21 protein-coding genes, 1 tRNA gene, 1 other RNA gene and 1 pseudogene are annotated in these 24,835 nt (G+C 71.1%); 16 read left to right on the top strand and 8 right to left on the bottom strand.

Going from position 1 to position 24,835, the window contains the following annotated elements; genetic code table 11:
• Window positions 1-4 precede the first annotated feature (4 nt).
• Genes ACFYNX_RS18995 through serS form a run of 4 tightly spaced genes read left to right on the top strand, consistent with a single transcriptional unit; the run spans window position 5 to window position 4,179 of the window.
• Complete coding sequence (locus ACFYNX_RS18995; protein WP_388662697.1) at window positions 5-1,255, top strand: methionine adenosyltransferase; 1,251 nt, start codon at window positions 5-7, stop codon at window positions 1,253-1,255.
• Window positions 1,255-2,181 carry a phosphotransferase gene (locus ACFYNX_RS18990; RefSeq protein WP_388662696.1) on the top strand — a complete coding sequence of 309 codons (927 nt, stop codon included), beginning with the start codon at window positions 1,255-1,257 and terminating at the stop codon, window positions 2,179-2,181. The genes ACFYNX_RS18995 and ACFYNX_RS18990 overlap by 1 nt, the downstream gene beginning before the upstream one ends.
• Window positions 2,178-2,894, top strand: a complete 717-nt coding sequence (locus ACFYNX_RS18985) for a histidine phosphatase family protein (RefSeq protein WP_388662694.1) — start codon at window positions 2,178-2,180, stop codon at window positions 2,892-2,894. The genes ACFYNX_RS18990 and ACFYNX_RS18985 overlap by 4 nt, the downstream gene beginning before the upstream one ends.
• Window positions 2,887-4,179, top strand: a complete 1,293-nt coding sequence (gene serS / locus ACFYNX_RS18980; protein ID WP_388662692.1) for a serine--tRNA ligase — start codon at window positions 2,887-2,889, stop codon at window positions 4,177-4,179. Before ACFYNX_RS18985 ends, serS begins: the two co-directional genes overlap by 8 nt.
• A 314-nt stretch (window positions 4,180-4,493) precedes the next feature.
• Here serS and ACFYNX_RS18975 read toward each other — a convergent pair.
• Window positions 4,494-4,831: pseudogene (locus ACFYNX_RS18975) on the bottom strand (hypothetical protein); the annotation flags it as partial.
• Here ACFYNX_RS18975 and ACFYNX_RS18970 point away from each other — a divergent pair.
• Both ACFYNX_RS18970 and ACFYNX_RS18965 read left to right on the top strand, forming a co-directional pair.
• A complete protein-coding gene (locus tag ACFYNX_RS18970) occupies window positions 4,832-5,203 on the top strand; it encodes a hypothetical protein (RefSeq protein WP_388662690.1) in 372 nt (123 codons plus the stop codon).
• Window positions 5,197-6,213 (top strand): hypothetical protein, encoded by a 1,017-nt coding sequence (locus tag ACFYNX_RS18965; protein WP_388662688.1) that lies wholly within the window; start codon window positions 5,197-5,199, stop codon window positions 6,211-6,213. Before ACFYNX_RS18970 ends, ACFYNX_RS18965 begins: the two co-directional genes overlap by 7 nt.
• Before the next feature lie 153 nt (window positions 6,214-6,366).
• On the opposite strand, the gene ACFYNX_RS18960 is transcribed toward ACFYNX_RS18965, so the two are convergent.
• The 6 genes from ACFYNX_RS18960 to ACFYNX_RS18935 form a co-directional block, all read right to left on the bottom strand.
• Complete coding sequence (locus ACFYNX_RS18960; protein WP_388662686.1) at window positions 6,367-6,888, bottom strand: hypothetical protein; 522 nt, start codon at window positions 6,886-6,888, stop codon at window positions 6,367-6,369.
• 317 nt (window positions 6,889-7,205) lie between these two features.
• Complete coding sequence (locus ACFYNX_RS18955; RefSeq protein ID WP_388662684.1) at window positions 7,206-7,571, bottom strand: hypothetical protein; 366 nt, start codon at window positions 7,569-7,571, stop codon at window positions 7,206-7,208.
• Window positions 7,572-7,683: 112 nt separating this feature from the next.
• Window positions 7,684-9,402 (bottom strand): mobilization protein, encoded by a 1,719-nt coding sequence (locus ACFYNX_RS18950; RefSeq protein ID WP_388662682.1) that lies wholly within the window; start codon window positions 9,400-9,402, stop codon window positions 7,684-7,686.
• Window positions 9,399-9,740 carry a plasmid mobilization relaxosome protein MobC gene (locus tag ACFYNX_RS18945; protein ID WP_388662680.1) on the bottom strand — a complete coding sequence of 114 codons (342 nt, stop codon included), beginning with the start codon at window positions 9,738-9,740 and terminating at the stop codon, window positions 9,399-9,401. The genes ACFYNX_RS18950 and ACFYNX_RS18945 overlap by 4 nt, the downstream gene beginning before the upstream one ends.
• A 323-nt stretch (window positions 9,741-10,063) precedes the next feature.
• Entirely contained in the window at window positions 10,064-11,386 is a 1,323-nt protein-coding gene (locus ACFYNX_RS18940) for a hypothetical protein (RefSeq protein WP_388662678.1), read from the bottom strand.
• A 249-nt stretch (window positions 11,387-11,635) separates the two neighbouring features.
• A complete protein-coding gene (locus ACFYNX_RS18935; RefSeq protein WP_388662676.1) occupies window positions 11,636-13,165 on the bottom strand; it encodes a DnaB-like helicase N-terminal domain-containing protein in 1,530 nt (509 codons plus the stop codon).
• A 274-nt stretch (window positions 13,166-13,439) separates the two neighbouring features.
• On the opposite strand from ACFYNX_RS18935, the gene ACFYNX_RS18930 reads away from it, so the two are divergent.
• The 6 genes from ACFYNX_RS18930 (at window position 13,440) to ACFYNX_RS18905 (ending at window position 18,631) form a co-directional block, all read left to right on the top strand.
• The gene (locus ACFYNX_RS18930; protein ID WP_388662675.1) at window positions 13,440-13,982 is read left to right on the top strand and encodes a helix-turn-helix domain-containing protein; all 543 of its coding nucleotides are present in this window, start codon (window positions 13,440-13,442) and stop codon (window positions 13,980-13,982) included.
• A gap of 142 nt (window positions 13,983-14,124) precedes the next feature.
• Window positions 14,125-14,421, top strand: a complete 297-nt coding sequence (locus ACFYNX_RS18925) for a helix-turn-helix domain-containing protein (protein WP_388662673.1) — start codon at window positions 14,125-14,127, stop codon at window positions 14,419-14,421.
• Window positions 14,418-16,184 (top strand): tyrosine-type recombinase/integrase, encoded by a 1,767-nt coding sequence (locus tag ACFYNX_RS18920; protein ID WP_388662671.1) that lies wholly within the window; start codon window positions 14,418-14,420, stop codon window positions 16,182-16,184. The genes ACFYNX_RS18925 and ACFYNX_RS18920 overlap by 4 nt, the downstream gene beginning before the upstream one ends.
• 129 nt (window positions 16,185-16,313) lie before the next feature.
• Window positions 16,314-16,964 (top strand): hypothetical protein, encoded by a 651-nt coding sequence (locus ACFYNX_RS18915; protein WP_388662670.1) that lies wholly within the window; start codon window positions 16,314-16,316, stop codon window positions 16,962-16,964.
• 99 nt (window positions 16,965-17,063) lie between these two features.
• Window positions 17,064-17,240 carry a hypothetical protein gene (locus ACFYNX_RS18910; RefSeq protein ID WP_388662668.1) on the top strand — a complete coding sequence of 59 codons (177 nt, stop codon included), beginning with the start codon at window positions 17,064-17,066 and terminating at the stop codon, window positions 17,238-17,240.
• A gap of 128 nt (window positions 17,241-17,368) precedes the next feature.
• The gene (locus ACFYNX_RS18905; protein ID WP_388662666.1) at window positions 17,369-18,631 is read left to right on the top strand and encodes a hypothetical protein; all 1,263 of its coding nucleotides are present in this window, start codon (window positions 17,369-17,371) and stop codon (window positions 18,629-18,631) included.
• A gap of 88 nt (window positions 18,632-18,719) precedes the next feature.
• On the opposite strand, the gene ACFYNX_RS18900 is transcribed toward ACFYNX_RS18905, so the two are convergent.
• A tRNA-Ser gene (locus ACFYNX_RS18900) sits at window positions 18,720-18,807 on the bottom strand.
• 118 nt (window positions 18,808-18,925) lie between these two features.
• On the opposite strand from ACFYNX_RS18900, the gene ffs reads away from it, so the two are divergent.
• The 4 genes from ffs to ACFYNX_RS18880 all read left to right on the top strand — a co-directional run bounded on the left by ffs (window position 18,926) and on the right by ACFYNX_RS18880 (window position 24,786).
• An RNA gene (gene ffs / locus ACFYNX_RS18895) (signal recognition particle sRNA small type) lies at window positions 18,926-19,024 on the top strand.
• Between the two features lie 134 nt (window positions 19,025-19,158).
• Window positions 19,159-21,297, top strand: a complete 2,139-nt coding sequence (locus tag ACFYNX_RS18890) for a DNA polymerase III subunit gamma and tau (RefSeq protein WP_388662665.1) — start codon at window positions 19,159-19,161, stop codon at window positions 21,295-21,297.
• A 61-nt stretch (window positions 21,298-21,358) separates the two neighbouring features.
• The gene (purD, locus tag ACFYNX_RS18885; protein ID WP_388662663.1) at window positions 21,359-22,609 is read left to right on the top strand and encodes a phosphoribosylamine--glycine ligase; all 1,251 of its coding nucleotides are present in this window, start codon (window positions 21,359-21,361) and stop codon (window positions 22,607-22,609) included.
• Between the two features lie 251 nt (window positions 22,610-22,860).
• On the top strand, window positions 22,861-24,786 hold the full coding sequence (locus tag ACFYNX_RS18880) for a hypothetical protein (RefSeq protein ID WP_388662661.1): 1,926 nt from the start codon (window positions 22,861-22,863) through the stop codon (window positions 24,784-24,786).
• The last annotated feature ends 49 nt before the right edge of the window (window positions 24,787-24,835 follow it).

Genomic DNA, 24,835 nt, shown 5'->3' with positions numbered 1-24,835 from the left:
CCTGATGTCCCGAACGAGCACGATCCTCGGCAACACCCACCTGGTGATCGACACCGGAGTGGCCCACCCGCCGGCCACGACGATCGTCGAGCGCAAGGGCCTCGGCCACCCTGACACCCTCGCCGACCACCTCGCTGAGCGGCTGTCCCGCGCGTACAGCCGGTACACCGTCGAACGCTTCGGCGCGGTCCTGCACCACAACTTCGACAAGCTCGCCCTCCTCGGCGGAGCGAGCGAGGTCCGCTACGGCGCCGGCCGGATGACCGCCCCGGTCCGCGTGCTGGTCAACGGCCGCGCCGCGCCCATGTGCGGCGGCGAGCGGATCCCCGTGGAGGAGATCGTGGAGGCCGAGGCGAGGGCGTTCTTCGCCCACCGGCTTCCCGAGGTCTCGGATCACCTGGACATCACCTACAACATCACCAGCAACTCCAGCCCCGGCGCCGTTCTCACGGGCGACGAGGTCCCCGACCGGACGCGATGGTTCAACCCGCGGTCGATCGAGGACCTGCGCGAGCGGCGGGTGCGGCTGTCCAACGACACGTCCCTGGGAACGGGCTGGGCACCGGAGAACGTCTTCGAGTCGTTCGTGCGCGAGCTGGTCGACCACTTCTCCGGGGAGAGCGACTTCACCCTCTCCCACGCGTGGTGCGGATCGGACGTGAAGCTCATGGGCTACTGGGACGGCGAGCAGGCGGACGTTGTCCTCTGCGTCCCCCAGAAGTCGCGGCTCGTCGCCAGCCGCGCGGAGTACACGCGGAACACCGAGAGCGTCCTCGCCGAGTGCCACCGGCTGGCCGGCCTCCGGCTGCCTGGTGCCCAGGCGCGCTTCCGGCTCAACGCGCGCGACGTGCCGGAGAAGGACGAGCTGTACCTCACGTACACCGGCAGCTCGATCGAGTCCGGCGACGAGGGCGTCGTCGGTCGCGGCAACCGCGTCAACGGCCTCATCACGCCCCTGCGGCCGATGAACCTGGAGGGCGCCAACGGCAAGAACCCCGTGTACCACGTGGGCAAGCTCTACAACATCGCCGCCCGCCGGCTCGCCGAGCGGCTCCATGAGGCGACGCACGGCCACGCCGAGGTCCACCTGGTGAGCACGACCGGGCAGCGCCTCGACCAGCCGTGGCGCGTCCTCGTCCGCCTGTCGTCCCCGGACGCCGAGGTGGACAAGGTGCAGGCCCTGGTGGCGGAGGCCATGGACGAGTTCCCGGCGCTGACCGACGAGCTGGTTTCGGACGGGATCGTGCTGAGCTGATGGAGAAGCGGACGCTCGGCGAGGTCTCCGAGGAATGCCGACGGCGGCTGGTCACGCACTACGGGCCTGGAGTCTCAGGCTGGCTCGACACCGTGCCCACGCTGATGGAGCGCGCTGCGGAGCGCTGGAAGCTCTCGCTCGGGAGGTACCACGACGCCGGACACGCCTCGGTGGTCGTGACGGCCGGAACCCTCGACGAACGTCCGCTGCTTCTCAAGGCGTGGGCCGATCCCGCCCGGTTCCGCAACGAGGTCACCGCCTTACGCCTGTGGGCGGGCGGGCCGACGGTGGGCGTCGTCGAGGCGGCGGACGACTTGGCCGTGGCGGCCCTGGAGATGATCGGAGGCCGCCCCGGTGGTGGTGAGCGACCGCCTCGCGAGCTTCCGACCGTGGCAGCCGCCCTCCAGGGCCTCCACACCTTCGGCCGTCGTCGGCGCCGGCCGCAGGACCTTCCGTCCCTGACCACGTACCTCCACCAGGAGGTACGCCCCCGGGTGCGGCACCGCCTGGAGTCGGTCGACGTCGGCCCGTGGGAGGAGCACGTCGACGCGGCGCTGCCGGCCCTCGTGTCCCTGGAGGAGGACTCCGCTCGGTCCACTGTCCTGCACGCGGATCTCTATCGCGAGAACGTCCTCTTTGACTGGCTGGGCCATCCCCGCCTGATCGATCCCCTCCCGATGGTGGGCGACGCGGCCTTCGACTGGGCCTTCTGGACCGTGTACTACGACCTCGGACAGGGCACGGACGCCCGCCTGGCCGCCGCCGCCCGGATCTCCCGCATCCCCGTGCCTGTCCTCGGGCCATGGTGCAGGGCCCTGGCCCTGGACGGCCTGCTCTTCTACCTCGACACCGATGATCCTCGCGCCCCGAGGATGGCCGACGTCCTCGCATGGCTGTCGGCGCCGACCTCAAGGAACCGATCATGACGACATACGTCCTCCGCCACGGGCAGACGAACTACAGTCGGCGCTACCTCGTCAACGGCGATCCGACCAAGCCCATCCGCCTGAGCGAGGAAGGCCGCCGTTCGCTGAACAAGGGGTGGAGCAGCGTCCCCCTCCACAGCGTGAAAACGTGGTTGGCCAGCGAATTCCCCCGCGCCCAGCAGACCGCCAGTCTCCTGATGGGAGTCCCCGGGCCGGAACTGATCACCGATCCTCGGCTGAACGAACTGGACTACGGAGAATTCGAGGGAAGCCCGTTCCTGGAATACGCCGTCTGGCTCGACGGGCACGGCGCCCACGAGCGCCCGCCCGGCGGGAGCGAGTCGCAGCGCGAGGGCATCCGCAGGATGCTCGCGGGGGTGCTCGCGGCCCTGGAGCATCCCGGTCCCCGTGTCCTGGTGGCCCACGGACTGCTGATCTCCGTGCTCCTCTGGCACCGCGACAGGGCTGTCGGCGAGACCATGCCCCTGTTCTTTCCGGAAGCGCCGTACGTCGAGCCCGTCGCCATCCCCGACGTGGAGCTGCTGGAATTCATCAGAACGCTGATGAACGATCTTGAAACTGACGTTCAGGACCGCACCGGCACCATCGGTGACTGGGGGATATTCCGGACCGGGGACGGCTCGGCGGTTGCTACCGTCGATTCCGTATCCCCGTCCCACTCGCAAGATCAGAAGGATCTTCCTCATGCATGATGCCCGCGCCCTGATCGACATGGGTGCCGAAGCGGTTCGTCGGCTCGCTCGTCGCGGCTACACCCTGGACCTGTCCGAGCTGGAGTCCCTCCACTCTCGGCGCAACCAGAACATCCGCTCGGCCGACGAGCTGCGGGCAGAGTCCAAGCGAGTGGCGAGCGAGGTCCAGCAGACGGCCAAGCAGGGCGGCGACATCAGCAAGCTCAAGGAGCGCGCCCGCGAGCTGAAGGACCAGATCCGCGAGATCGAGGCCGGCCAGGAGGAGATCGAGGCCCAGCTGCGTGACCTGCTCCTGAGCATCCCGAACCTGCCAGACGACTCGGCCCCCGACGGCGACTCCGAGGAGTTCGCGGTCGAGATCCGGCGCGTCGGCACACCGCCCGCCTTCGCGTTCGAGCCGAAGGACCACGTCGACCTCGGCGAGGCCACCGGCATCCTCGACTTCGGCAGGGCGACGAAGCTGTCCGGTCCGCGCTTCGCGGTCTCGCGTGGCGCCGGCGCCGCCCTGGAGCGGGCGCTGGCCACGCTCTTCCTCGACCTTCACACCCGCCGCCACGGGTACACCGAGTACGCGGTTCCCTACCTGGTCAGCCGCAAGACCATGACCGGCACCGGCCAGCTCCCGAAGTTCGAGGAGGACCTGTTCAAGACCGGCGTCGCCGACCGCGAGCTCTTCCTCATCCCGACGGCCGAGGTCCCGCTGACCAACCTCTACGCCGACGAGATCATCCCGCCGGCCGAGCTGCCGGTGGCCATGACCGCCCACACCCCGTGCTTCCGCTCGGAGGCCGGCTCGTACGGCCGGGACACCCGCGGTCTGATCCGCCAGCACCAGTTCGCCAAGGTCGAGATGGTCAAGATCGTCGACCCGGAGACGGCGGACGCCGAGCTGGAGGAGATGGTCGGCCACGCCGAGGCATGCCTCAAGGAGCTCGGCCTCGCCTACCGGGTCATCAAGCTGCCCGCCGGCGACACGGGCTTCTCCGCCCAGCTCACGTACGACATCGAGGTCTGGATCCCGAGCCAGAACACATACCGCGAGATCTCCTCGGTCTCCAACTTCGGCACCTTCCAGGCCCGCCGGGCGAACATCCGGACCCGCGGTGAGGACGGCAAGCCCAAGCTCGCCGCCACCCTCAACGGCTCCGGCCTGCCCGTCGGCCGCACCCTGGCCGCGCTCCTCGAGCAGTGCCAGCAGCAGGACGGCTCGATCGTCCTGCCCGAATCCCTCTCCCCGTACCTCGGCTTCCGCCGTATCTCGGCGGACGGAACACCGGAGGCATAACGTGCTCGTCGGCGTCTGCGACTTCCCTGGTAGCTACGCCTTTCCCCCCGCCGGATACGGCGGGATCGAACGATGGCTGTGGGCGGTCGCCGTAGGCGCCCGGGCCGCAGGCGCCGACGTACACCTCCTCGGACCGGGCTGGCTCACGGACCTGGAACACGACTGGGTCCGCAAGCCGGTCCGCCTGGAGGACCTCACGCCCGGAGCGCTCGCCGAGCGCGAGCTGCGCGACAGCGGGTACGACCTCCTGGTCGTCGGCCACGAGTACCCGTCGCTTCCCGCCTGGACGCGTACCTGGAGCGAGCTGGACTGCGACGTGGCCACCTTCCAGCACTCGCCGGTCTTCCAGCACAGCCCCACCGCCTTCGACGGTCGGCGGTCGCGGCTCTACTGCTACTCGCCCGAGATGACGGAGCGGTACGCGGAGCACCAACCGATCCCCGAGCTCGCCGTCCACCTCGGCCTCGACGAGGAGGAGCCGCCGGCTGTCGCCGGCACCGATCTCGTCTGGCTCGGCCGGATCGACGAGGACAAGGCGCCCCACATCGCCGCCCGCGCCGCGCAGATCCTCGGCCGACGCATCCAGATCGTCGGCCCCGTCTTCGACGAGACGTACGTCCGCCGCCACGAGCGCCTCCTCACCGCCGACCACGTGAAGTGGGTCGGAGAACTCGGTGGCCCCGCCAAGACCGCCGCCATCGCCGAGGCGTCCGTCTTCGTCTACACGTACGCCCGGCCCTACGTGGAAGCCGGCGCCGCCGTCTTCGGAGAATCCCTCCGCGCCGGCACCCCCATGGCCGCCCTGACCTGGCGGGAAGGAACCTGCGCTCAGGCAGCCCTGTGCGACGAGACAGGTGCCGTCGCGGTCGTCGACCCGGAGGAGGACGACGAGACCGCCGCGCAGAGGCTCGCCGTCGCCATCGAGAAGGCAGAGAGCCTCGACCACCGCCGCGTCCAGGCCGTGGGGATGCAGCGCTTCGACCCGGTGCGCCACTTCCAGGCGATGGCGACCCGGCCGTGCTGACCCGCGCGACCGGCTCCGTCGGAGACGAGCTGGCCCAGCGGATACCGGGCGTACTGAGCGCCGCGTTAGGCCCCCACTGGGAGTTCACCGCCGAAGGCCCCCACATCGAGATTCTTCACCCGCATCGGGGAAGCCCCTACCAGCCGCCACGCAGGTCGCCCACGTGGAGGGAGATCCTCGACTCCCTGGAAGCCGGATTCGAGCGGGACGGCGCCCCACGTGATGCTGGCCTCCCGCTCCGCTGGGGGAGGGAGACCGAACTGACGATCTCCGCCATCCAGGCCCTGGATCCCCTCCTCAAGGACGGCCAACCCCGTACGTATAGGAGCGGATTCATTCCACAGCCGGTCGTCCGTTTCACCGGCCACCGGGACACGGAAGGTCAGTTGATGGACGGCTTCCTGACCTCCTTCGTCAACGTCTCCCGAGTCCAGCCCATAGGGAGCCTGGACGAGTACGGTGCCATCCTCGACGGCTGGCTGACCGTCCTCTCCCAACTCGGCTTCCACGCACGGCACCTGAGCATCTACGGATCGCTCACGCGGTGGCGCCGACGACAGGTCGAAGGCATCACGCTGCGCTTCCGTCACCTGGACCTCACCCTCGGCGACGTCGTCCTACTCTGGAACACGGATCACCCTGACCGGATGGCCGTTGACCTCGGCACTGGGCTGGAACGCCTGGCCTGGGCGCGTACCAGGTCGAGCTGGCACCCCCTGATCTTTGGGCGCTTCGCGCAGATGGCGACACCACGCACGCTGGATGCCATCCGTACCGCCACACTCCTGCTCGGCCACGGAATTGCCCCTGCGGCCCGGGGTGCTGGCGGAATCACGCGGCGCGTCATAGGTGCCATCGATCCCGAAGCCGCCCGCCTCGGCGTGAGCGCCGTGGTTCGAGCCGTCTACGACTACTGGTCGCTCTTCGGTGCCTTGCGCGCTCCGTGGCCGGAGATCGCTCGCGTCATCGAGGGAGAGGGGAAGGCGGCCTGCTCGACCTTGGCGGCATAGCAGGTGTGTGCATCGCTCGCTATCGACCCAAGCGTCGAAACGGCTGAAGCCGGTAGGTCGAGCCGTAAACGGGCAGGGCTGGTCGGTGTGCTGATCGCTCCGGGCAGGGACAACTTGCAGGGATCGTCGCACAGGCCGCAGTCCGTGACCGTCTTAGGTCGGCTGTTCAGTTCGAAGGCGCCGGTTCTCCTCTTCCAATTGGGCGATCCGTCGTTCCAGCTCCCCTCGGCTGGGCTTCCGCTGCGCTGGCGGTGTCGTGGTCCTGGCCCGAGGAGGCTCGCCAGCGAGGCCGATCGGCTCAAAGGCCACGATCGCGGAAGGGCTTTTGCCACACTCGGGACATGTCATCGAAGAAGACCCATGGAGGGTCGGCTCGGCGTTCTCCGCATGACGCGAGGTCGTGACAATGTGCCCGCAGTAGAGCCGAACTCGCCAGCGCATGATTTCGTGGGGTGCAGCCTTGGCGGACTCGATGAGCTTCCACACCTTGCGCAGCTGCTCGTGGTGGGCGGCTGTCAGCTCCGGGTCCGCGTGCACCTCGGCCAAGTGCTCGGCAACTTGCTCGTGGGCGACTCGGTGGATGTTTTCCAGGTCCTTCTGCCAGCGGTGATCCCGACGGGTGAGCTCGTATTCCTCAAGCGGCACGCCACGGCTCTTGTACTCGACGCTACGCATGCTCCGAACGGTAGCGGTTTGATATCGGAGGGCGGGGCGCAGACAGTTACTGATCGATTCCAGGGTTGTTTTGATGCAGCCGGCTCGCGGGTGGATTGGGGTTGGCCGCCCAGGGGCGGGGCGAGTGATCAGCCGCGTGTCGCACACGGCCAAAGGACGGTGCCTCACCTCTAGCGAGCGGCCTTCGCCGACATGACCTGGTCGAGGAAGGGGGCCGCGTTGTGGCTGGTCGACCAAACAGTGCGTGCGGCCAGAGGCGGAGGGAACCCTCCTGACCGCCGGCCGCCGGTGCTCGCAGTGGTGCCGTGCCCTTGTGCTCAGTCCTTGCGAGGGCGGAGGCGGCGGGCGCCCGCAGCGACGACGGTCTCCAGCCGGCCGTACTTGAGCATGTCCTCGTGCGTCATGAAGGGGATGAGGACTTCACGGTTCGGGATGACGTACTTGAACAGAAGCTCGGCCATTTCGTGTGCGGCTGCTTGGGCCTCGGCTTCAGCCTCGGGGTTGTGGACGTGGACGCCGGCGGCCTGGAACTCTTCGAGGGTGGCGTCATCTGCGAGGGCCTGTTCCTCGTCGGTGAAAGGGCGTCCGTCGAGGTGGCGGAAGGTGCGGGTGCCCGGGGGTCGGTTGAAGTTCGTGTCGAACAGCAGGGCCATGACGTGGGGGCGGATTTCGGGCTGGGGCATACGGATTCTCCTTGAGGGGGTGGGCTGGGTGCCGGCGTTTTCTATGTTGCGGAGAATTCCCGGTTTACCTAACCGGGAATTCTCTGCTATGTTCCGCGGCTCGGATTTTCGGTCAGCGTCGCCGCGGCGAACTATTTGCGAGCCTGGCACCGGTTTGCGCTGCCTGATTCGGCGAGGTGACCGCGTACTTGCCCCGGGTGCGCAGGCCCTGGGAGTGGTCGGGGTCAGCGGGGAGGTCGGCCATCCGCCGTAGTCGCCACACGAGCACATCGCTCACGCGTTCCGCCGTGCCAAGCTCCCGTCGTGCGGCAGCCTGGGCGAGCAAGGTGGCGGGACTGTGACCGGCTGCCTGGACCTCGGCGAGGGTGGCTGCGAGGGCCGGCCAACCGGGTTCGGCGAGGATCCGGTCGGCCAGCTCGGGCAAGGCTTGGCGTACGGCGGCGGAGTGGTGGCGTTGCCAGGCTGGAGCCAGGCGCCGGCCCCGGTGGTTGAGCATGGCCATGGGGTACTCGGCGGCGGCCTGGTAGGCGGCGCGCAGGTGTTCGGCGGCTCGGTGGGCGGCCTCGGCCTGCTGGGCGTGCTGCTTCTTGGCGTGCCAGTGCGCGGCGGCGGTGATCAGGAAGATCACCATGTCGATGGCCATCGCGGCGGTGGCGCCGTCCTCGCCTCGGCCGAGGGCCGGGCCACCGTGGACGAGGTCATGGGCGGCTTGGCGCAGGGCGTGGTCGTGGCCGCGTGCGGCGCGGACGTGGGAGCGGGAGGCGCGTTCGAACGCGGTGGCGGCGGCCTGGAGTTCGCGGCGGGTGTGGGCGGCGGAGGTCTGGGCGAGGGCGTCGAGGACTTCTCCGGTGGCGGCGATCTGCGCGGCGATGACGCCGTCGTCGCCGTGGTCGATGACGAGCAGGGCCTGCCAGGCGGCGGCGGTGGCTCGTCGGCGTGCGGACGCGGGCCCGGTCACTGACGGCAGGACCGGCTGCTGGGTGGGGTCGCTCGGGTTCTGGGTCCAGCGTTTGCGGATGCGGGGCAGGGAGAGGTCCGGGGCGAGCTTGGAGCCGGAGTAGAAGACGGGCTCGCCCTTGGCGTTGCGGTCGCCGGGGAGGGCGACGGTGTAGCCGAGGATGTCGCCCGACGGCGCGACACGTCGCCGGATAAGCAGGCCGGCCGCAGCGAGGCGGTCGAAGAACTCCTCCTCGCTCGCCGCGCCGGCCACCGAGCGGCGGACCGCCTCCCGCAGCTCCTCGCGCGGGGTGCGCTGCCGACCGCGGCGTTCGGCCTTATGGCGCTCGGCGCTGGTGGGCCGCTTGGCGGCGGTGCCGTCCCCAGGCGTGATCCGGCGCAGGCCGTAGTCCGCTTCGATGAGGCGGGCCTCTGCCTGGGCGCGGCGGGCTTCGTTGTGCAGACGGGGCCGTCGGCCGTCGTCGCGGACCAGGGTGGCAATGATGTGGATGTGATCGTCGGCGTGCCGGACGGCCGCCCACCGGCAGGCGGCATCGTCGCCGTCGGGGGCGATGCCGGTGGCGGCGACCATGCGACGGGCGATGGCCGCCCAGTCGTCGTCGGACAGGACTGGATCCTCCGGGCTGGCGCGTACGGACAGGTGCCACACGTGCTTCTTGGGGCGTCGGCCGGAGGGCAGGGCGTTGACGGGCTGGTCGAGCAGGCGCTCCAGCTGCTTGTAGGTGGCGCTGGGGTCGCGGCCGGGGTCGGGGGTGAGCGGGTCGAAGGCGGCTACCAGGTGCGGATCGATGTGTTCTTCGTGGGTGCCGGGGCCGTAGAGGTAGCGGATCAGGCCGATCGTCTCGCTGCCCCGCTTGTGGATGCGGGGGATCACGCCGGGGCACCGCCCTCGCGGTGGGCGAGCAGGGCGTCGGCGGCGTCCTCCATACGACGGGCCGCGCCCAGGACGGCCTGAGCGGTGGCGTCGAGATGGGGTGCGTCGGCGCCGGAGTTGAGGGCCTTGGCGATCTGGTTGAAGAGGCCGTGGATGCGGCCCAGATGCCGGCGGGCGGCGAAGATCTCGTCGAGGACTTCGCGTTCGGTGGCGATCTCGGCGGCGGTGCGGGTCAGGTCGCGGGCCGCTTTGTCCACGGCGTAGGCGAGGAAGGCGGCGTTGCTCATCTGGCACTGGGCGGCTGCGTCGGTGAAGCGCTTGAACTCGGCGTCGTTCATGCGGCAGCTGGGCTGACGCAGGCGCTTGCGAGGCTTCGGCTGACGGGCACGCTGACGCCGCCGTGAAAGGGACTCGGCCTGCCGTCCCCCTCCAGGCTGCGGTCCGCCCTCGGCCGCTGCCTGCCGGCCCGGTGCCCCCTGGCGCCGGGACTCTCCCGCCACCCCCGGGGCGGGAACTCCGGGAGCATTGCTCCCGGGACAACTTGCTCCGCTGTGGTCTGGGGTTGTGGGCGGCTGCTGCTGGGACGTGGCGATTTCGTGGTGCGGGTCGTGCATGGGTCTCCGTGTCGGGTTGTGAAGTGAGTGGCTGGGCGAGGTGGCCGTCAGCCGTGGCGGGATGCATTCAGTTCGGCCTTGACCTCGCGGACGATGACGCCGGCGTCGTCGCTGGCGACGGTGTATCCGTCGCCGCGTACGACCTCTTCCAGGTAGTCGCGGGACAGGCGGCCGTGCTCGTCGTGGAGACGGTGGGCGTAGTCGCGAAGGATTTCGTCCGTGGCTCGGGGCTTGCGGCCCGGCCGCTTCGGCCTTGGAGTAGCGCGCTTGCCCGGCGGGGTTCGCGAGCCGCTGCCCGTGGGCGGCGGAGCCGCCTCTTGCGGGCGGGCCGTCGATTCCGGGCCGGAGCGGGCGGTGGGATTCGGGCGGGCGCCCGGGTGGGGTCCCTCGTCGCCCGGGTCTGATGGGTGCGGACGGGCGCGGTCATCTGCCCGCCCGTCGCCTTCCGCCCGGGAGTGGTCGGGCTGTCCTGCGGGCGGGCTGGCGGGCTGCCCGTCGGGCGGAGTCCAGCGCCCGGGCAGGTCGATGGTGGCCAGGGCGGCTGCCTGGCGGCGGGTGGCGAGCTGGCGCAGCAGCTGCTCGTTGCGGCGCGGGTCGGCGTCGATGCCTGAGCGGGCGAGGGCCTTGGACAGGCGGCGAACGGTGCGCCGCCCCACCCGTCCGGCCCGCTGCTCAGGTGTCATCTCGGCGAGGCGGGCGGCCAGAGCGACGGCTCGGTGTGTGGCCCGGTCGCGGATGATCTGGGCGGCGCCCTGGTCCTGCTCGACGATTCCCAGGCGGGCGAGCAGCCGCTCGCGGGCCTGCCGCGTGAGGACGGCGGCGAGCCCGCGGGATGCGGCGTCGGGGGTCCGCTGGCGCAACTCGATGCCCATGGCCAGGTGCCAGAGCACTGCCGCCATCACCGGGCCGGTGAAGGCACGCACGGTGCCGCCGACGGGGCCGGCCTCGGCGTAGGCGGGGATGGTCTGCATGGCGGTGATCACCCAGACCAGGACTCCGGGCAGGCCGGCCGCCTGCCTCGGCCCGTGCAGGTTCTGGCGGGCCATCAGGGCCATCGAGAACAGGGCGAGCTCGGCGGCGGCGAACATCGCGGTGCGCTCGGTCGTGTTGCGCATGTCGAGGTAGTGGGCGGCGAACCGCCAGCTGGTGTCCGCGCTGTAGGCGGTGCACACGAGCGCCGCCACGGTAGCCGTGACAACGGCGGCCGAGGGACGCCGCTTTCGATCGCGGGTGCGGTGTTGGCTTCGTCCGGCCTTCAGGCCCCCGAGCAGTGCGCCGGCGGCGACGGCCAAAACAGCCACGGACACCAGCAGATCATCGGTGAACGGGAGCGAAGCGGTGGCGAGCATGTCGGTTATGGCAGGGGGCATGTACGGGGCTACTCCGGGGAGAGTGAGGAGGCGATCACGGCGTTCACGGAGGGGGCGTACACGCGGGCCCCCTTCTAAAGGGGGCCCCGCGCGTGATCGCTTGGGTGCGTGTACGGCGTGGACGGTCGCGTGATCGCTCTACCTGCGGTTTTGCGGTGAGCGTGTGCGCTGTGAGCGGTTCGCGGCGGTCTGCGGGCGCGAGGGTTGCGTGTACGGCCGCGTGAACGCTTTCGGGTGTCGGTGAGGAGCTCAGCCGACGGCGGTGAGGTGGCGGGCGGAGGGGTAGTAGCGGGCCTGCTGGCCGCCTCCGGCCCCTCCGGCGATACCGTCGGCCTTGGTTGCCAGGCCGCTGTCGACGAGGCGGCTGAGGTGGCGTCGCGCCTTCTCGATGTCGGCTCGTTCGGGGTCACCGCCGCCGATGAGGATGATCGCCAGGTCGCGTGCGGTCAGCCCGTTGGGGGCGTTGCGCAGCAGGGCGGCGGGGTCCTTGGTGGGGTCGACGGTGGTGGTGCCGCGCACGTGGTCGTGCGTGACGTCCAGGGGGCCGACCTCGCCGGTCGAGGTCTTGAGGTGGTGCAGGGTGACCGCGGGGTCGCCTGCCCGGCCGCTCACGAACAGGACGCTGCCCGCGCCGGAGGTGTACCAGGTGGAGCCATAGACCTGGTCGAGGCTGGGGCGCTGGCCGCGCGGCGCGTCGGCGGTGGCCTTGCGCTGGTGGTGCAGCTCCATGATCTCCACGCCGTTGCGAATGGCGCGCATGCGGGCGTTGTGGAAGGCGACGGCGAGGCTGTCGTCCACCATCGTGCTGACCGCGTCCTTGAGGCTGTCGATCACGATGGTGTCGGCCTGGTGGGCGGCGGCGAGGTCGGCGAGGAGGTCGGGCTCCTTGTCGAGTGTGGCGGGCAGCGGACCTTCCCAGACCACGAGCCGCTCGCGCAGGATCTTCTCGTCGGTGGGGAAGACGCGGCGGGCCATGGCCTTGGCGATCTGCTTGGGCCGGTCCATCGCCAGGTAGAGCACGCGCCTGCTGGGGGCGACGGGCATCTCCAGGACGGTCTCCTGCAGGCCGATGCGGGCGAAGATCACCTGATGAGCCAGGGTCGTCTTGCCGACGCCCGGAGCGCCGACGATCATCAGGCTCTCGCCGGAGGCCCAGACGGTCTTCTCGCGGGTGCCCCACAGGGGCTCGGTGTCCGCGCCGCTCTCTTTGACGAACGACCACCCGTCGGTGATGAACCGCGAGAGTCGTCCCTGCCCCGAGGCCAGGGCACGCTCGCGTTCAGCCCGGACCTCGGTCTCGACCTCGCTCCGGATGACGTCGGGGTCCGCTCCGGGCTCCATGGCCCGCTGCACCGTGCGCAAGCCCGAGGCGCGCAGGCGCCGCAGGTCGGACATCCGGCGCACGATCCCCGCGTAGTGGGTGGCGCCGCTGACCGAGGGCGTGGCGGAAGCGAGCCGGTGCACGTAGGCGGCGCCGCCGACTCGCTCCAGGTCGTCCTGCTCGCGCAGTCGGTCGCAGAGCATGATCGGGTCGGTGGGTTTGTCCTCGCCGCGCAGGGCGAGGACCGTCCGCCAGACGGTCTCGTGCGCCGGCCGGTAGAAGTCCGGCCCGTCGAGCAGGTTCCGTACGGCGTCGACCACTGCAGAGTCGTGCATGCACGCGCCCAGCACGGCGGCTTCGGCGTCCGCGTCGTGCGGCGGCACGGCGGTGAAGTCGTCGAAAGGGCGCGGGCGGCTGTGGTCGTCGTGGTGTGGCGCGGCAGGACGGGATTCGTCCATACTGGGCACTGAGCTCCTCACTTGCGAGCCGTATGGGACGGCGAATCCCAGGTCACGCAGGTCGATCGTTCAGGGATGGGCGGTTACGAGGGTTCGAGCTTGGCCCCCGGTGTTCGTAGCACCGGGGGCTTTTTGCGTTCACCCCCGTGCGGGGGCGGACGACCCACACTACCTGACGTTTTCGGCAACGCAATGGTTGCGTTCGGCTCCGCAATGGTGTTTCCTTGGATCATCGCCCCGGGTGTCCCCTGGGCCTGACCGAGGAGGTGGAGAGATGAGCAGCGAGGAAGGGGCGGCGCGCGCCGGCCCGGACCGGCCCTTGCCCGAGGACTACGTCGCCCAGCGGATCAAGCTCGAACGCGAAGCGCGCGGGTGGAGCACGGTCACGCTGTCCGAGCGGATGGCCGAGGCCGGCCACCCCGTCAACCAGGCCGCCATCTGGCGCATCGAAAGCGGCAAGCCAAGACGCCGTGTCAACCTCGACGAGGCCATCGGCTTCTGCAAGGTCTTCGACCTAGACATGGACGAGCTGACCAGCCCGCCCGGTCAGATCGCCAACGCTCACGTCCGCAGGCTCATCGCCGAGTACGTGGGCCACTACAAGCAGCACCTCGCGGCCCGCAAGGAGATGCGCCGGATCCAGGGGCAGCTGCAGGAGTACACCGACGCCAACCCCAACCAGGAAGACCTGGTCAAGGGATTCCTGACGCACGAGCTCGCAGTCGCCTCCAACGGCGAGTTCCATCGCCACTTCCCGCCGTCGAAGCTGATCAGCTACCTCGGCGAACACGTCAAGGACATCACCCCGAAGGACTGACCGGCCCGCCGTCCCCCGCTGCTACGAACAGCAGGGGGCTGCCCCTCGCCGCGTACGTCCCACCGCACACCGCCCATCCCTGAACGATCGTGGCCAGCAACGGGATTCGCCGTCCCACGCTCGGCCAGAGAAGGACTTCCCCTTGCCCGAAAATGGTCTTCCGCTTGCCCAGATAGCCCGCCTCCTGGACGTCCCCGAGGACGCCCTGCGCACCCTCGTGGCCAACCGCCGACCCGCCGGTGACACCACGCTCGTCGCGCTCACGGTCGAGGAGGCCGCCCGACGCCTGGGCATCGGCCGCACCAAGCTGTATGAGTACGTCTCCACCGGCGAGATCGCCTCAGTCAAGATCGGCAGTCTCCGGCGCATCCCAGCCGAGGCGGTGAATGAATTCCTGACCCGCCAGCTCGGCGCGTCGGACTTCGGGACTGCCGCGTGACCGACTCCCGTACCGCCAAGTCCCGCCAGCCCAACGGCGCCTCCTCGATCTTCCAGGGCAAAGACGGGCGTTGGCACGGCTACGTCACCGTCGGCGTCAAGGACAACGGCGCCCCGGACCGGCGCCACGTCAGCCGCAAGACCCGCCCCGAGGTCACCAAGGTCGTCCGCGACCTGGAGCGCCAGCGCGACAAAGGCGCCGTCCGTAAGGTCGGCCAGTCCTGGACCGTAAAGACGTGGCTCACCCACTGGGTCGAGAACATCGCCGCCGCACACGTCTCGGAGAACACGATCGACGGCTACCGCGTCGCCGTCTACCACCACCTCATCCCCGGCCTCGGCGCCCACCGCCTGGAGAAGCTCGATCCCGAGCACCTGGAGCGCTTCTACAAGAAGATGCAGGACAACGGCAGCGCCGCCGGCACCGCCCACCAAGCGCACCGCACGGTCCGCGCGGCCCTGAACGAGGCCGTGCGCCGCCAGCACCTTGCCGCGAACCCGGCCTCCATCGCCAAGGCCCCCAAGGTCGAAGAGGAAGAGGTCGAGCCGTACACGGTCGAGGAGGTCCAGCGCCTCCTCGCCGAAGCGGGCAAGCACCGGAACGCCGCCCGCTGGGTCATCGCGCTGGCCCTCGGCCTGCGTCAGGGCGAGGTCCTCGGCATGCAGTGGGACGACGTCGACTTCGAGCTCGGCGTCATCCGCGTACGGCGTGGCCGGCTGCGGCCCCGCTACAAGCACGGCTGCGGCGACCGCTGCGGCCGCAAGCCCGGCTTCTGCCCCCAGAAGATCAACACCCGCCGCGAGACGAAGAACGCCAAGTCTCGCGCCGGCCAGCGCCCCATCGGCGTCCCCGACGAGCTCATCCAGCTCCTGCGCCAGCACAAGGAGGACCAGGCCCGCGAGCGAGCCCGGGCCCGCGACCTGTGGACGGAGAAGGGGTACGTGTTCACCTCGCCCACCGGCGAGCCCTTGAACCCGAACACGGACTACCACAAGTGGAAGGAGCTCCTGAAGGCCGCCGGCGTCCGTGACGCCCGCCTCCACGACGCTCGCCACACTGCGGCGACCGTCCTGCTCATCCTCGGCATCTCGGACGCGGTCGTCGACGCCATCATGGGCTGGGAGCCTGGCAAGTCCGCCCGGATGCGCCGCCGCTACCAGCACCTGACCAGCCGCGTCCTCAAGGACACCGCCGCCAAGGTCGGCGGCCTCCTGTGGGGCACGGACGAGACTGCGGGAAGTGCTGCGCTGAAGGCAGGCCAGAGTCCCGTCCCGGCCGAGATGGTGATCCACGTCGCACACCTCGGCGAGCGGCGAGTTCCCTTCCTGCACCGCGAGCACGCCGACGGGGTCGTCGCACGGTGGAGCGAGGACTGGCCCGACCACGCAGCCGAGGTCGAGGAATGGGACCGCTGGCGCTGGGAACAGCAGGGCCCTGGTGGCGCGAGCGCGATCCGCGACCGCGTGCCGGAGCGGGCCGTGGTCTTCCACGCCCGAGCCCTGTTCCTTCCTGGCGGCGAACGCGCAGCGACCGGGGGCCCGGAGCAGTGGTCGGTGCCGGCTTGGGAGTTCGAGACCGACCGCTACACCGACCGCGCCTCGGCCTGGCGCACGGCCCGCCGCCCCGGCACGGGCCAGGAGGTCGAGGCCCAGGTGCGAGGCACGGATCAGGACGCCGTGGAGGCGGCCTTCGCCGAGGCGTGTGCACAGGCTGTGGACCGTGCTCAGAACCCAGGAAAGTACGGCGACACTGACGAGTGGTAGCTGACGCGCATGATGGACCTAGTAGGGCCCCGACCGGACAGGTCGGGGCCCTACTAGGTTCTTCCTCGATCTTGCGCCGAACTGCGCCGCAAAACGGCGCCGAAGTGCGCCGAATATGTTTTACTTGGCATGTGGCAGGCGAAGGAGGTGGAGCACGTGACGCGATCTCAGCTGCCGGACTGGACCGACAAGAAGATGTCTTCCAAGGTGCGGACAGCCCTGTGGCTCGCCACGGAAGTCGGTGAAGGGAACGTCTACACCCAGGCGCAGCTCAGCGAGGCGTTCCCGGACGTCGCGGACATCGCCCGCCGGGTGCGGGAGCTGAGGCGCTACGGCTGGGTTATCGCGACCAATCGTGACGATCCGGGCCTGAGCGCTCATGAGGCCCGGTTCGTGCAGGCTGGCGACCCTATTTGGCAGCCGGGCATCCGCGCCCGTGCTTCGCGCGAGTCTTATGCGCTGGCCCCTCTCCGCGCGACATCGCTGGAGCCGGTTCGCGACGTGCGCGTCCTGCGTGACGTTGAAATTCGGCGGGCTCCGGACCCGGAGGCGGTCTGGGAGCGCCTGAAGGACCTCTCTCAGGCGGAGAAGTCACTCGTCCTGGCGTGGATTGCCATGGGGCGTCGACCCAGCTCCCCTGCCGAACTTGCATGGCGTGCTTTCCGCAGCCTGTCCGAGCAGCAGCGCCATGAGATCGCCGCGAAGCTAGGCGAGTTGGTGAGCTCTGAGCTGTACGAAGAGGAGCTGCCGGCGGCCGAGGAACACGGCGACGACAGCTAGCCCAAAAGCTTCCGCCGGATCCCGTGTCACCTTCCACAGATCTCCGGGGTCCGGCGGATGGCCCAACCCATCTGAACGAGGAGAAGAACCATGTCCAGTATGCGTGTCCCTGTGGCCGGAAGCGAGCGACCGCCCAGGTTCGAGCTGTTCGTCGCGGCCGTCGCCGTCGGTTATGCGGCGGGTTACACCACCGGTATCGGCAACGAGGCCCAGCAGGTGCTGGGCCTCGTGACAGTCACGGCGATGGGGTGGCTCTGGGAAAGGTGGCGGCGCTGACCGCCTTCCGCGACTGGTGATCCAGTCTCTTTCTGGTAGCCGGTCCCGATGAACTCCGGGGCCTGCTATCGGAGTTCGATCCTGCACGCACCCTGTTGAGTGTCAGTGGTCGTTTCTATCGTGGAGAGATGGCAAATGGGGTGTGGCACACCGGATATGGCATAGAGATCAATCTGTCCCTGCCCGACCTCGGTCACCCGGACCGTCCGGATCTGCTCCAGGAGATCACCGCCAGCGTCTCCGAGCGTGATCCGCAAATGCTCGAATGCCTGGCGCACCACGAGAAGCGCGAGTGCCTGTCGGAGTCGGGCGGGAAGTCGCCCTGGATGTTCATCCGCCGGGGGCGCGCCGGCGGCCGGCGACCGCTCGTCGCCTCCCACCTGCCGATCACGCACAAGGCGACGCCGGCGGAGAGCGCCCAGCACAAGGCCACCAAGGAGCGGATCGTCGAGACCGCCGGGCGGTACGGCCTGGACGCCGAGGCCGAGGTTCCCATCGGCAACCGGCGCAGCATCTCGGACGCCATCGTCGTCGGACCCGGCGGCCTGCGGATCGGCTGGGAGATCCAGTACCACCACCTCAGTCCCAGCAGCGTCCACCGGCGCTCGGTCAACGCTGTGGAGCACGGCATCACTCCTCTCTGGGTGGCGAAGGACCGGACGGCCTCCCTGATCGACCGCGCGCCGTGGGCGCGGGTCGACGACATGCCGTGGAAGGACATCGCCGACGGCAAGGAGATGGTGATCCGCGGCGGCTACCGGCACCTCGAAGTCTGGAAGTGCGTACCGAGCAGCGAACGCCACTGCCTTGTCAGCGAGGGCGCCGGACACTGTGGCGCGATTCACGCGGACTGGTTCGTGCCCGCACTGTGCCTCCCGCAGAAGAAGCCAGTCTTCATCGAGGACCTGGTCCTGCAGAGCGCGACGGGCGAGAGCGTCCCGGTCTACGTGCCCAGCCGAGGAAGCGGCCGCGCCGGCCGGCATATGTGGGTGTCGTCCGAGGACCGCGCGCTGTGGCAGGAGCTCATCGGCGAGAAGGCGTCCCTCCCTGCGGCCCCGGTCGAAGAGGATGACGACCCGATCACCTTCGCCGAGCAGGAGCTCGACCGTAGCTGCCGAGCGGGTGAGGAAGGTTGGTTCGTCAGCGACGGCCGACCCGTCCGGGATCTCGATCAGCCGACCGGGGGCTTCACGCTTCCCCGTATGCCGGTCCAGCGCTCTCACGGCCCGATGAGGATCACCACCGTGGAACGTGCCGCCGCTTCCGCCGCGCTGGGGTGCCCGCCATGGGAGCTCGGGCTGTGCGCCGGCTGCGGCCAGCTGATGCGGCGCTACGGGCGGAACGCCGCCATGTACTGCAACGTGTGCCGGTCTGTCCTCAACGGGCGGTAGACGGGAACTGCAACCAAAACTGCAACCGCACAACGACGAAGGTCCCGGCCGCTGTGCGGTCGGGACCTTCGTTTCGGCTGGTCAGCCGTGGCGGAGGATACGAGATTCGAACTCGTGAGGGGTTGCCCCCAACACGCTTTCCAAGCGTGCGCCCTAGGCCTCTAGGCGAATCCTCCGCCGGGAACATTACATGACCGAGGGGGGTGCTCGCGAACCCGATCCCGGGTGGGGTCGGCGGGGGGTTCCGAGCGGGGGGCGTGGGGCCCCGGCGCCCCCGGCATCGGGTAGTCTGGGCGGAGCCCCTCACGCGGCGCTATCTGACTGAACTCCCCCAGGGCCGGAAGGCAGCAAGGGTAGGTCGGCTCTGGCGGGTGCGTGGGGGGCGCTTGCGTTCCCGGGAACAGTGGCCGGGCCGGCCGCAGCCGGTGCGCGGTCCCCGACCGGGAGCCCAGGAGCCCAGGGCCCACGAGGTCCCGCCCCCGGCCGTTTTTCCCGGGTTGTCGGTGCACGCCTATAACCTCGTACACGTGTCGTCTCTCGCGCTCTACCGCCGCTATCGCCCCGAGTCCTTCGCCGAGGTCATCGGGCAGGAGCATGTCACCGACCCGTTGCAGCAGGCCCTGCGGAACAACCGGGTCAATCACGCGTACCTGTTCAGCGGACCCCGCGGCTGCGGCAAGACGACCAGCGCCCGCATCCTCGCCCGCTGCCTGAACTGCGAGCAGGGCCCGACCCCCACCCCCTGCGGCGAGTGCCAGTCCTGTCGGGACCTCGCGCGGAACGGGCCCGGGTCGATCGACGTCATCGAGATCGACGCCGCCTCCCACGGCGGCGTGGACGACGCCCGTGACCTGCGGGAGAAGGCCTTCTTCGGGCCCGCCTCCAGCCGGTACAAGATCTACATCATCGACGAGGCCCACATGGTCACCTCGGCGGGCTTCAACGCCCTCCTGAAGGTGGTCGAGGAGCCCCCGGAGCACCTGAAGTTCATCTTCGCCACCACCGAGCCCGAGAAGGTCATCGGGACCATCCGGTCGCGGACCCACCACTACCCCTTCCGCCTCGTCCCCCCCGGCACCCTCCGGGACTACCTCGGCGAGGTCTGCGGACGCGAGGGCATCCCCGTCGAGGACGGCGTGCTGCCGCTCGTCGTGCGCGCCGGCGCCGGGTCCGTGCGTGACTCCATGTCCGTCATGGACCAGCTCCTGGCCGGCGCCGCCGACGACGGCGTGACCTACGCCATGGCCACCTCCCTCCTCGGCTACACCGACGGCTCGCTGCTCGACTCCGTCGTCGACGCCTTCGCCGCCGGTGACGGCGCCGCCGCCTTCGAGGTCGTCGACCGCGTCATCGAGGGCGGCAACGACCCCCGCCGTTTCGTCGCCGACCTCCTGGAGCGGCTGCGCGACCTGGTGATCCTGGCCGCCGTGCCGGACGCCGCCGAGAAGGGCCTCATCGACGCCCCGGTCGACGTGGTCGAGCGCATGCAGGCGCAGGCGTCCGTCTTCGGGGCCGCCGAACTCAGCCGGGCCGCCGACCTCGTGAACGCCGGGCTCACCGAGATGCGGGGCGCCACCTCGCCCCGGCTCCAGTTGGAGCTGATCTGCGCGCGCGTCCTGCTGCCCGCCGCCTTCGACGACGAGCGTTCCCTCCAGGCGCGCCTGGACCGGCTGGAGCGCGGCGTCACGACCGCCGCCGCGCCCGCGCCCGTCTTCACCCCCGGGCCTCCCGGGCCCCCCGCGCCCGCCCTGGGGTACGTCCCCGGTCCCGACGCCCACACCCCCATGGCCCCGCCCCCGCCCGTACAGCAGCCCCCACAGGCCCAGCAGTCCCCGCAGGCCCAGCCCGCCCCCGTACAGCCCGTGGAGCCGCAGTCCCCGGCGCCCGCCGGGCCCCGGCCCGGTGCCTGGCCCGGAGCGGCCGCGCCCGGCGGCGGCAGCGCCCCCGGCGCCTGGCCCGGCGCCGCCACGTCCGCCCCCGCCCCACAGGCCCCGCACACCCCACCGGCCCCGCAGGCGCCCGCCCCCGCTTCCACTCCCTCCGGCGGCGACACCTCCCAGGTGCGGAACCTCTGGCCGCAGATCCTCGACGCCGTCAAGAACCGGCGCCGCTTCACCTGGATCCTGCTCAGTCAGAACGCGCAGGTGGCCGGGTTCGACGGCACCACCCTCCAGCTCGGCTTCCTCAACGCCGGCGCCCGGGACAACTTCGCCAGCAGCGGCAGCGAGGACGTCCTGAAGCAGGCCCTCGCCGAGCAGTTCAACGTCCAGTGGAAGATCGAGGCGATCATCGATCCCTCGGGCGGTGCCGCCCCGCCGCCCGCCGCCGCCAACTTCGGCGGCCGTCCGGTGGCCCCCGCTTCGGCGCCCTCCTTCCAGCAGGCATCTCCGCCCCCGTCCCCGTCACCCGTGCAGCAGGCGCAGCGCGCACAGCACACGCCACAGCCCGCGCAGTCGGCCCCCACCCCCGCACAGGCGCAGTCGTCCGCGCCCGCGAAGGCCCCGTCCGCGCCCGCGTACTCCCCGCCCGCGCCGCAGCCCGTGGCGCCGGAGGACGACGTTCCGGAGGAGGACGACCCCGACCTCGTCGACTCGGCCCTCTCCGGGCACGACCTGATCGTGCGCGAGCTCGGCGCCACGGTCGTGGAGGAATACACGAACGAGTAGGGGCGTCTCGCTCGGTGGCCCGTACGAAGGGCATCCCGTCCCGCGGGCTACCCTGGCTGGCGTGAAGGTCCTCGTCATCGGCGGCGGCGCCCGCGAACACGCCCTGTGCCGCTCTCTCTCCCTCGATCCCGACGTCACCGCTCTGCACTGCGCGCCCGGCAACGCCGGAATCGCGGAGGTCGCCGAGCTGCACGCCGTCGACCAGCTCGACGGCGGCGCCGTCGCGCGCCTCGCCACGGAGCTCGGCGCCGACCTCGTCGTCGTCGGCCCGGAGGCCCCGCTCGTCGCCGGCGTCGCCGACGCCGTGCGCGCGGCCGGCGTCCCCGTCTTCGGCCCCTCGCGGGAGGCGGCCGAGCTGGAGGGCTCCAAGGCCTTCGCCAAGGACGTCATGGCCGGCGCCGGCGTGCCCACCGCCCGCAGCTACGTCTGCACCACCCCCGAGGAGATCGACGAGGCCCTCGACGCCTTCGGCGCCCCGTACGTGGTGAAGGACGACGGTCTCGCCGCCGGCAAGGGCGTCGTCGTCACCGACGACCTCGACCGGGCCCGGACGCACGCGCTCGCGTGCGACCGCGTGGTCATCGAGGAGTACCTGGACGGCCCCGAGGTCTCCCTCTTCGCGATCACCGACGGCACCACCGTCCTGCCGCTCCAGCCCGCGCAGGACTTCAAGCGCGCGCTCGACGGCGACGAGGGCCCCAACACCGGCGGCATGGGCGCCTACTCCCCGCTGCCCTGGGCCGATCCGAAGCTGGTCGACGAGGTCCTGGAGACCGTCCTCCAGCCGACCGTCGACGAGCTGCGCCGCCGCGGCACCCCCTTCTCCGGCCTGCTGTACGCCGGTCTGGCGATCACGAGCCGCGGCGTCCGGGTCATCGAGTTCAACGCCCGCTTCGGCGACCCCGAGACCCAGGTCGTCCTGGCCCGGCTCGCGACCCCGCTCGCCGGCGTCCTGCTGAACGCCGCCAACGGCACCCTCGCCGACCAGGCCCCGCTCCGCTGGCGGGACGACGCCGCCGTCACCGTGGTCGTCGCCTCCCACAACTACCCGGACACCCCGCGCACCGGCGACCCGATCACGGGCCTGGAGGAGATCGCGGAGCAGGACGCCCCGCACGCGTACGTACTGCACGCCGGTACGAAGCGGGACGGCGGCGCCGTGGTGAGCGCGGGCGGCCGCGTCCTCTCGGTCACCGCCACCGGAACGGACCTGGCGCAGGCCCGCGAACGCGCCTACGCGGCGGTCGGCCGCATCCGGCTTGACGGTTCCCAGCACCGCACGGACATCGCGCGCAAGGCCGCCGAGGCCTGATCTCCCCGTGACCGATTCGCGCGGCCGTACGGCGGACCGTACGGCCGCGCGAGCGCCATCACCTTTGCCCAAAGCCATTCCATCGAGTGACGGATGAGCCATCCGGATGACGCCCGCCACCACCCCAACTAGGGTGCGGCGCAGGCGTTCCGGCACTTGGCCCACCGGCATTGCGATGTCAGTGACGGGTGCCACAGTGGGGGAGTGACCAACACCGCCACAGGCAGTCCCGACCAGGGCAGGAGGGGATGATGAGCGGCGTGTCCGGCACCGGTTCCGCCGTCGGCGAGGAGTGGGGTGCGCGCGCCGCGCGCTCCCGGGCCCTCGCCGTCCTCCGTGTCCGCGGCAGGGCACTGGGCCTCGCGGTGCTCCCCGCCGCGGTGGCCGTCGTGCTGTACGCGGGCGAGGTCACCGGCCACTTCTCGGGTACGGGATGGGGCACGGCCCGCTGGATCGTGACCGCCCTCGCGGTCGTCGTCCTCCTCGCCGCCACGGCCGTCGCCCTCGTCGTCGCCCGGGCCCGCCCGGCCGCCACGCCGACGGTGGAACTGGCCGAGACCGCCGCCCCCGGTCTGTACCGGCTCGTGCGGGACCTGGCCGACCGGCTCGGCGTCCCGGCGCCCGCCGCGATAGCCCTGACCCCGGACTGCGACAGTTGGCTGGAGGACCGGACCCACCGCACCCATCGTTCTTCCGGGACCGGTGGCGACGGCGCTCCCGTCCTGGTCATAGGCTCGCCCTTCCTCTGGTGGATGCGGGTCGGCGAACTGCGGGCGGTCCTCGCCCCCGTGGTGGCCGGCACCGGGCCGGCCGCCCATCCCGACATAGCCGCCGCCCGCCGCTTCGTCCGCGGCCTGGACGCCGCGATCGCCGTGCCCCGGGACCCCGGCCTCGGCCCGGTCCGCCGCCTCGGTGCCCACGGCGTCGGGCAGGTCGCCCGCGTCCTGCTGCGCGCCTGTCGCGGGCACGCCGCCGAGATGGAGCGCGGGGTCGCCGCCGCGGGCTCGGAGCGGGCCCAGGAGGTCGACTACGGCGTACGGATCGTGGCGCAGGAGCAGGTCGGCCTGGCGTACGCGGGCTGGGAACGCCTCCTGACCCGGGTCGCGCTGCCCGCCTGGCGCATGGGCCGCTGGCCCGCCAAGCTCGACGCGGGCGTGGTCTCCGCCCTGACCGAGCTGTCCCGCCGCGACCGGCTCGCGGACGGCTTCTCCTCCCGCCTCGGCGAGCGGCCCGCCTGCGACCTCCTGGAGGAGCCGGGCACGGTCGACGAGGCCGCCTCGCTGCTCGCCGCCCGCCTCTTCCACGGCGGCCCGGCCGAGCCCGGCCCCGACTGGTCGCCGGTGGAGTGGAGCCAGTACCCGGAAGAGGTCGTGGACCGGAAGTGGCGCACGGACGCGGCCCGTCTCCACCAGGTCCTCGACGGCATCGACGCGGCCGCCGCCACCCCCGGCGCCCCGCCCCCGGCCGACGGCCCGACCCTGACCCGCGTGATCGACCGCCTGACGACGGCGCAGACTCCTGGTCCGGGCGCCGAAGCGAACGCCCGTACCGATGCCGATTCCGATACCGGTACGGACATCGGTGACGGCGCGGGCCTCCGTACGACCGACGGCACTGGCCCCGACAGCCCCGACTCCAGGGCCTCCGGCACCCCCGGCGCCCTCCCCGGCCCGGCCCGCCTCGACGACCACGACCATCTCGACCGCCTCGACGACCTCGGCGACGACTCCCCGGCCAACCCCGCAGCCGACGCCCTCGCCGGGGCGCTCAGCGCCCTGCTCGCCCGTGAGGAGGCCGCGCGGGAGGCCAGGGTCGCCGCGGAGAGCGCCCGGGAGCGGACGCCGGCCGACTCCGCGGCGGACCCGGCCGCCGCGTACGGAGGCGTCAGCGGCCCCGACGGCCCCCTGCCGCTCTTCCCGCTCCAGCCGCCCCGCAGCGGCCGCGACCTGCTCGCCGACCACGTCACCGCGATGGTCTGCTGCGCGGCCGTGGACACCGCCGAGGCGGCCCCCGGGCTCGACTGGCTCGACGGCCCCGCCCTGCTCCTCGGCGGCGAGCGGGCGACGGACCTCGGCCCCCGCGTCCTCTCCCTCGTCGAGGACGGCGATCCCGAGCCCCTGCGGGACTGGCTCGCACGCACCGGCGTACGCCCCGAGAAGCCCGTACGGCTCGTCTGACCCACCGCCGGAGCGCCCCCGGGCGCACGCCTCCGGCATAGACCGGCGA

The sequence above is a fragment of the Streptomyces sp. NPDC007872 genome (assembly GCF_042868165.1).
Lineage (GTDB): Bacteria > Actinomycetota > Actinomycetes > Streptomycetales > Streptomycetaceae > Streptomyces.
This window is presented reverse-complemented; position numbering and strand designations above follow the sequence as displayed.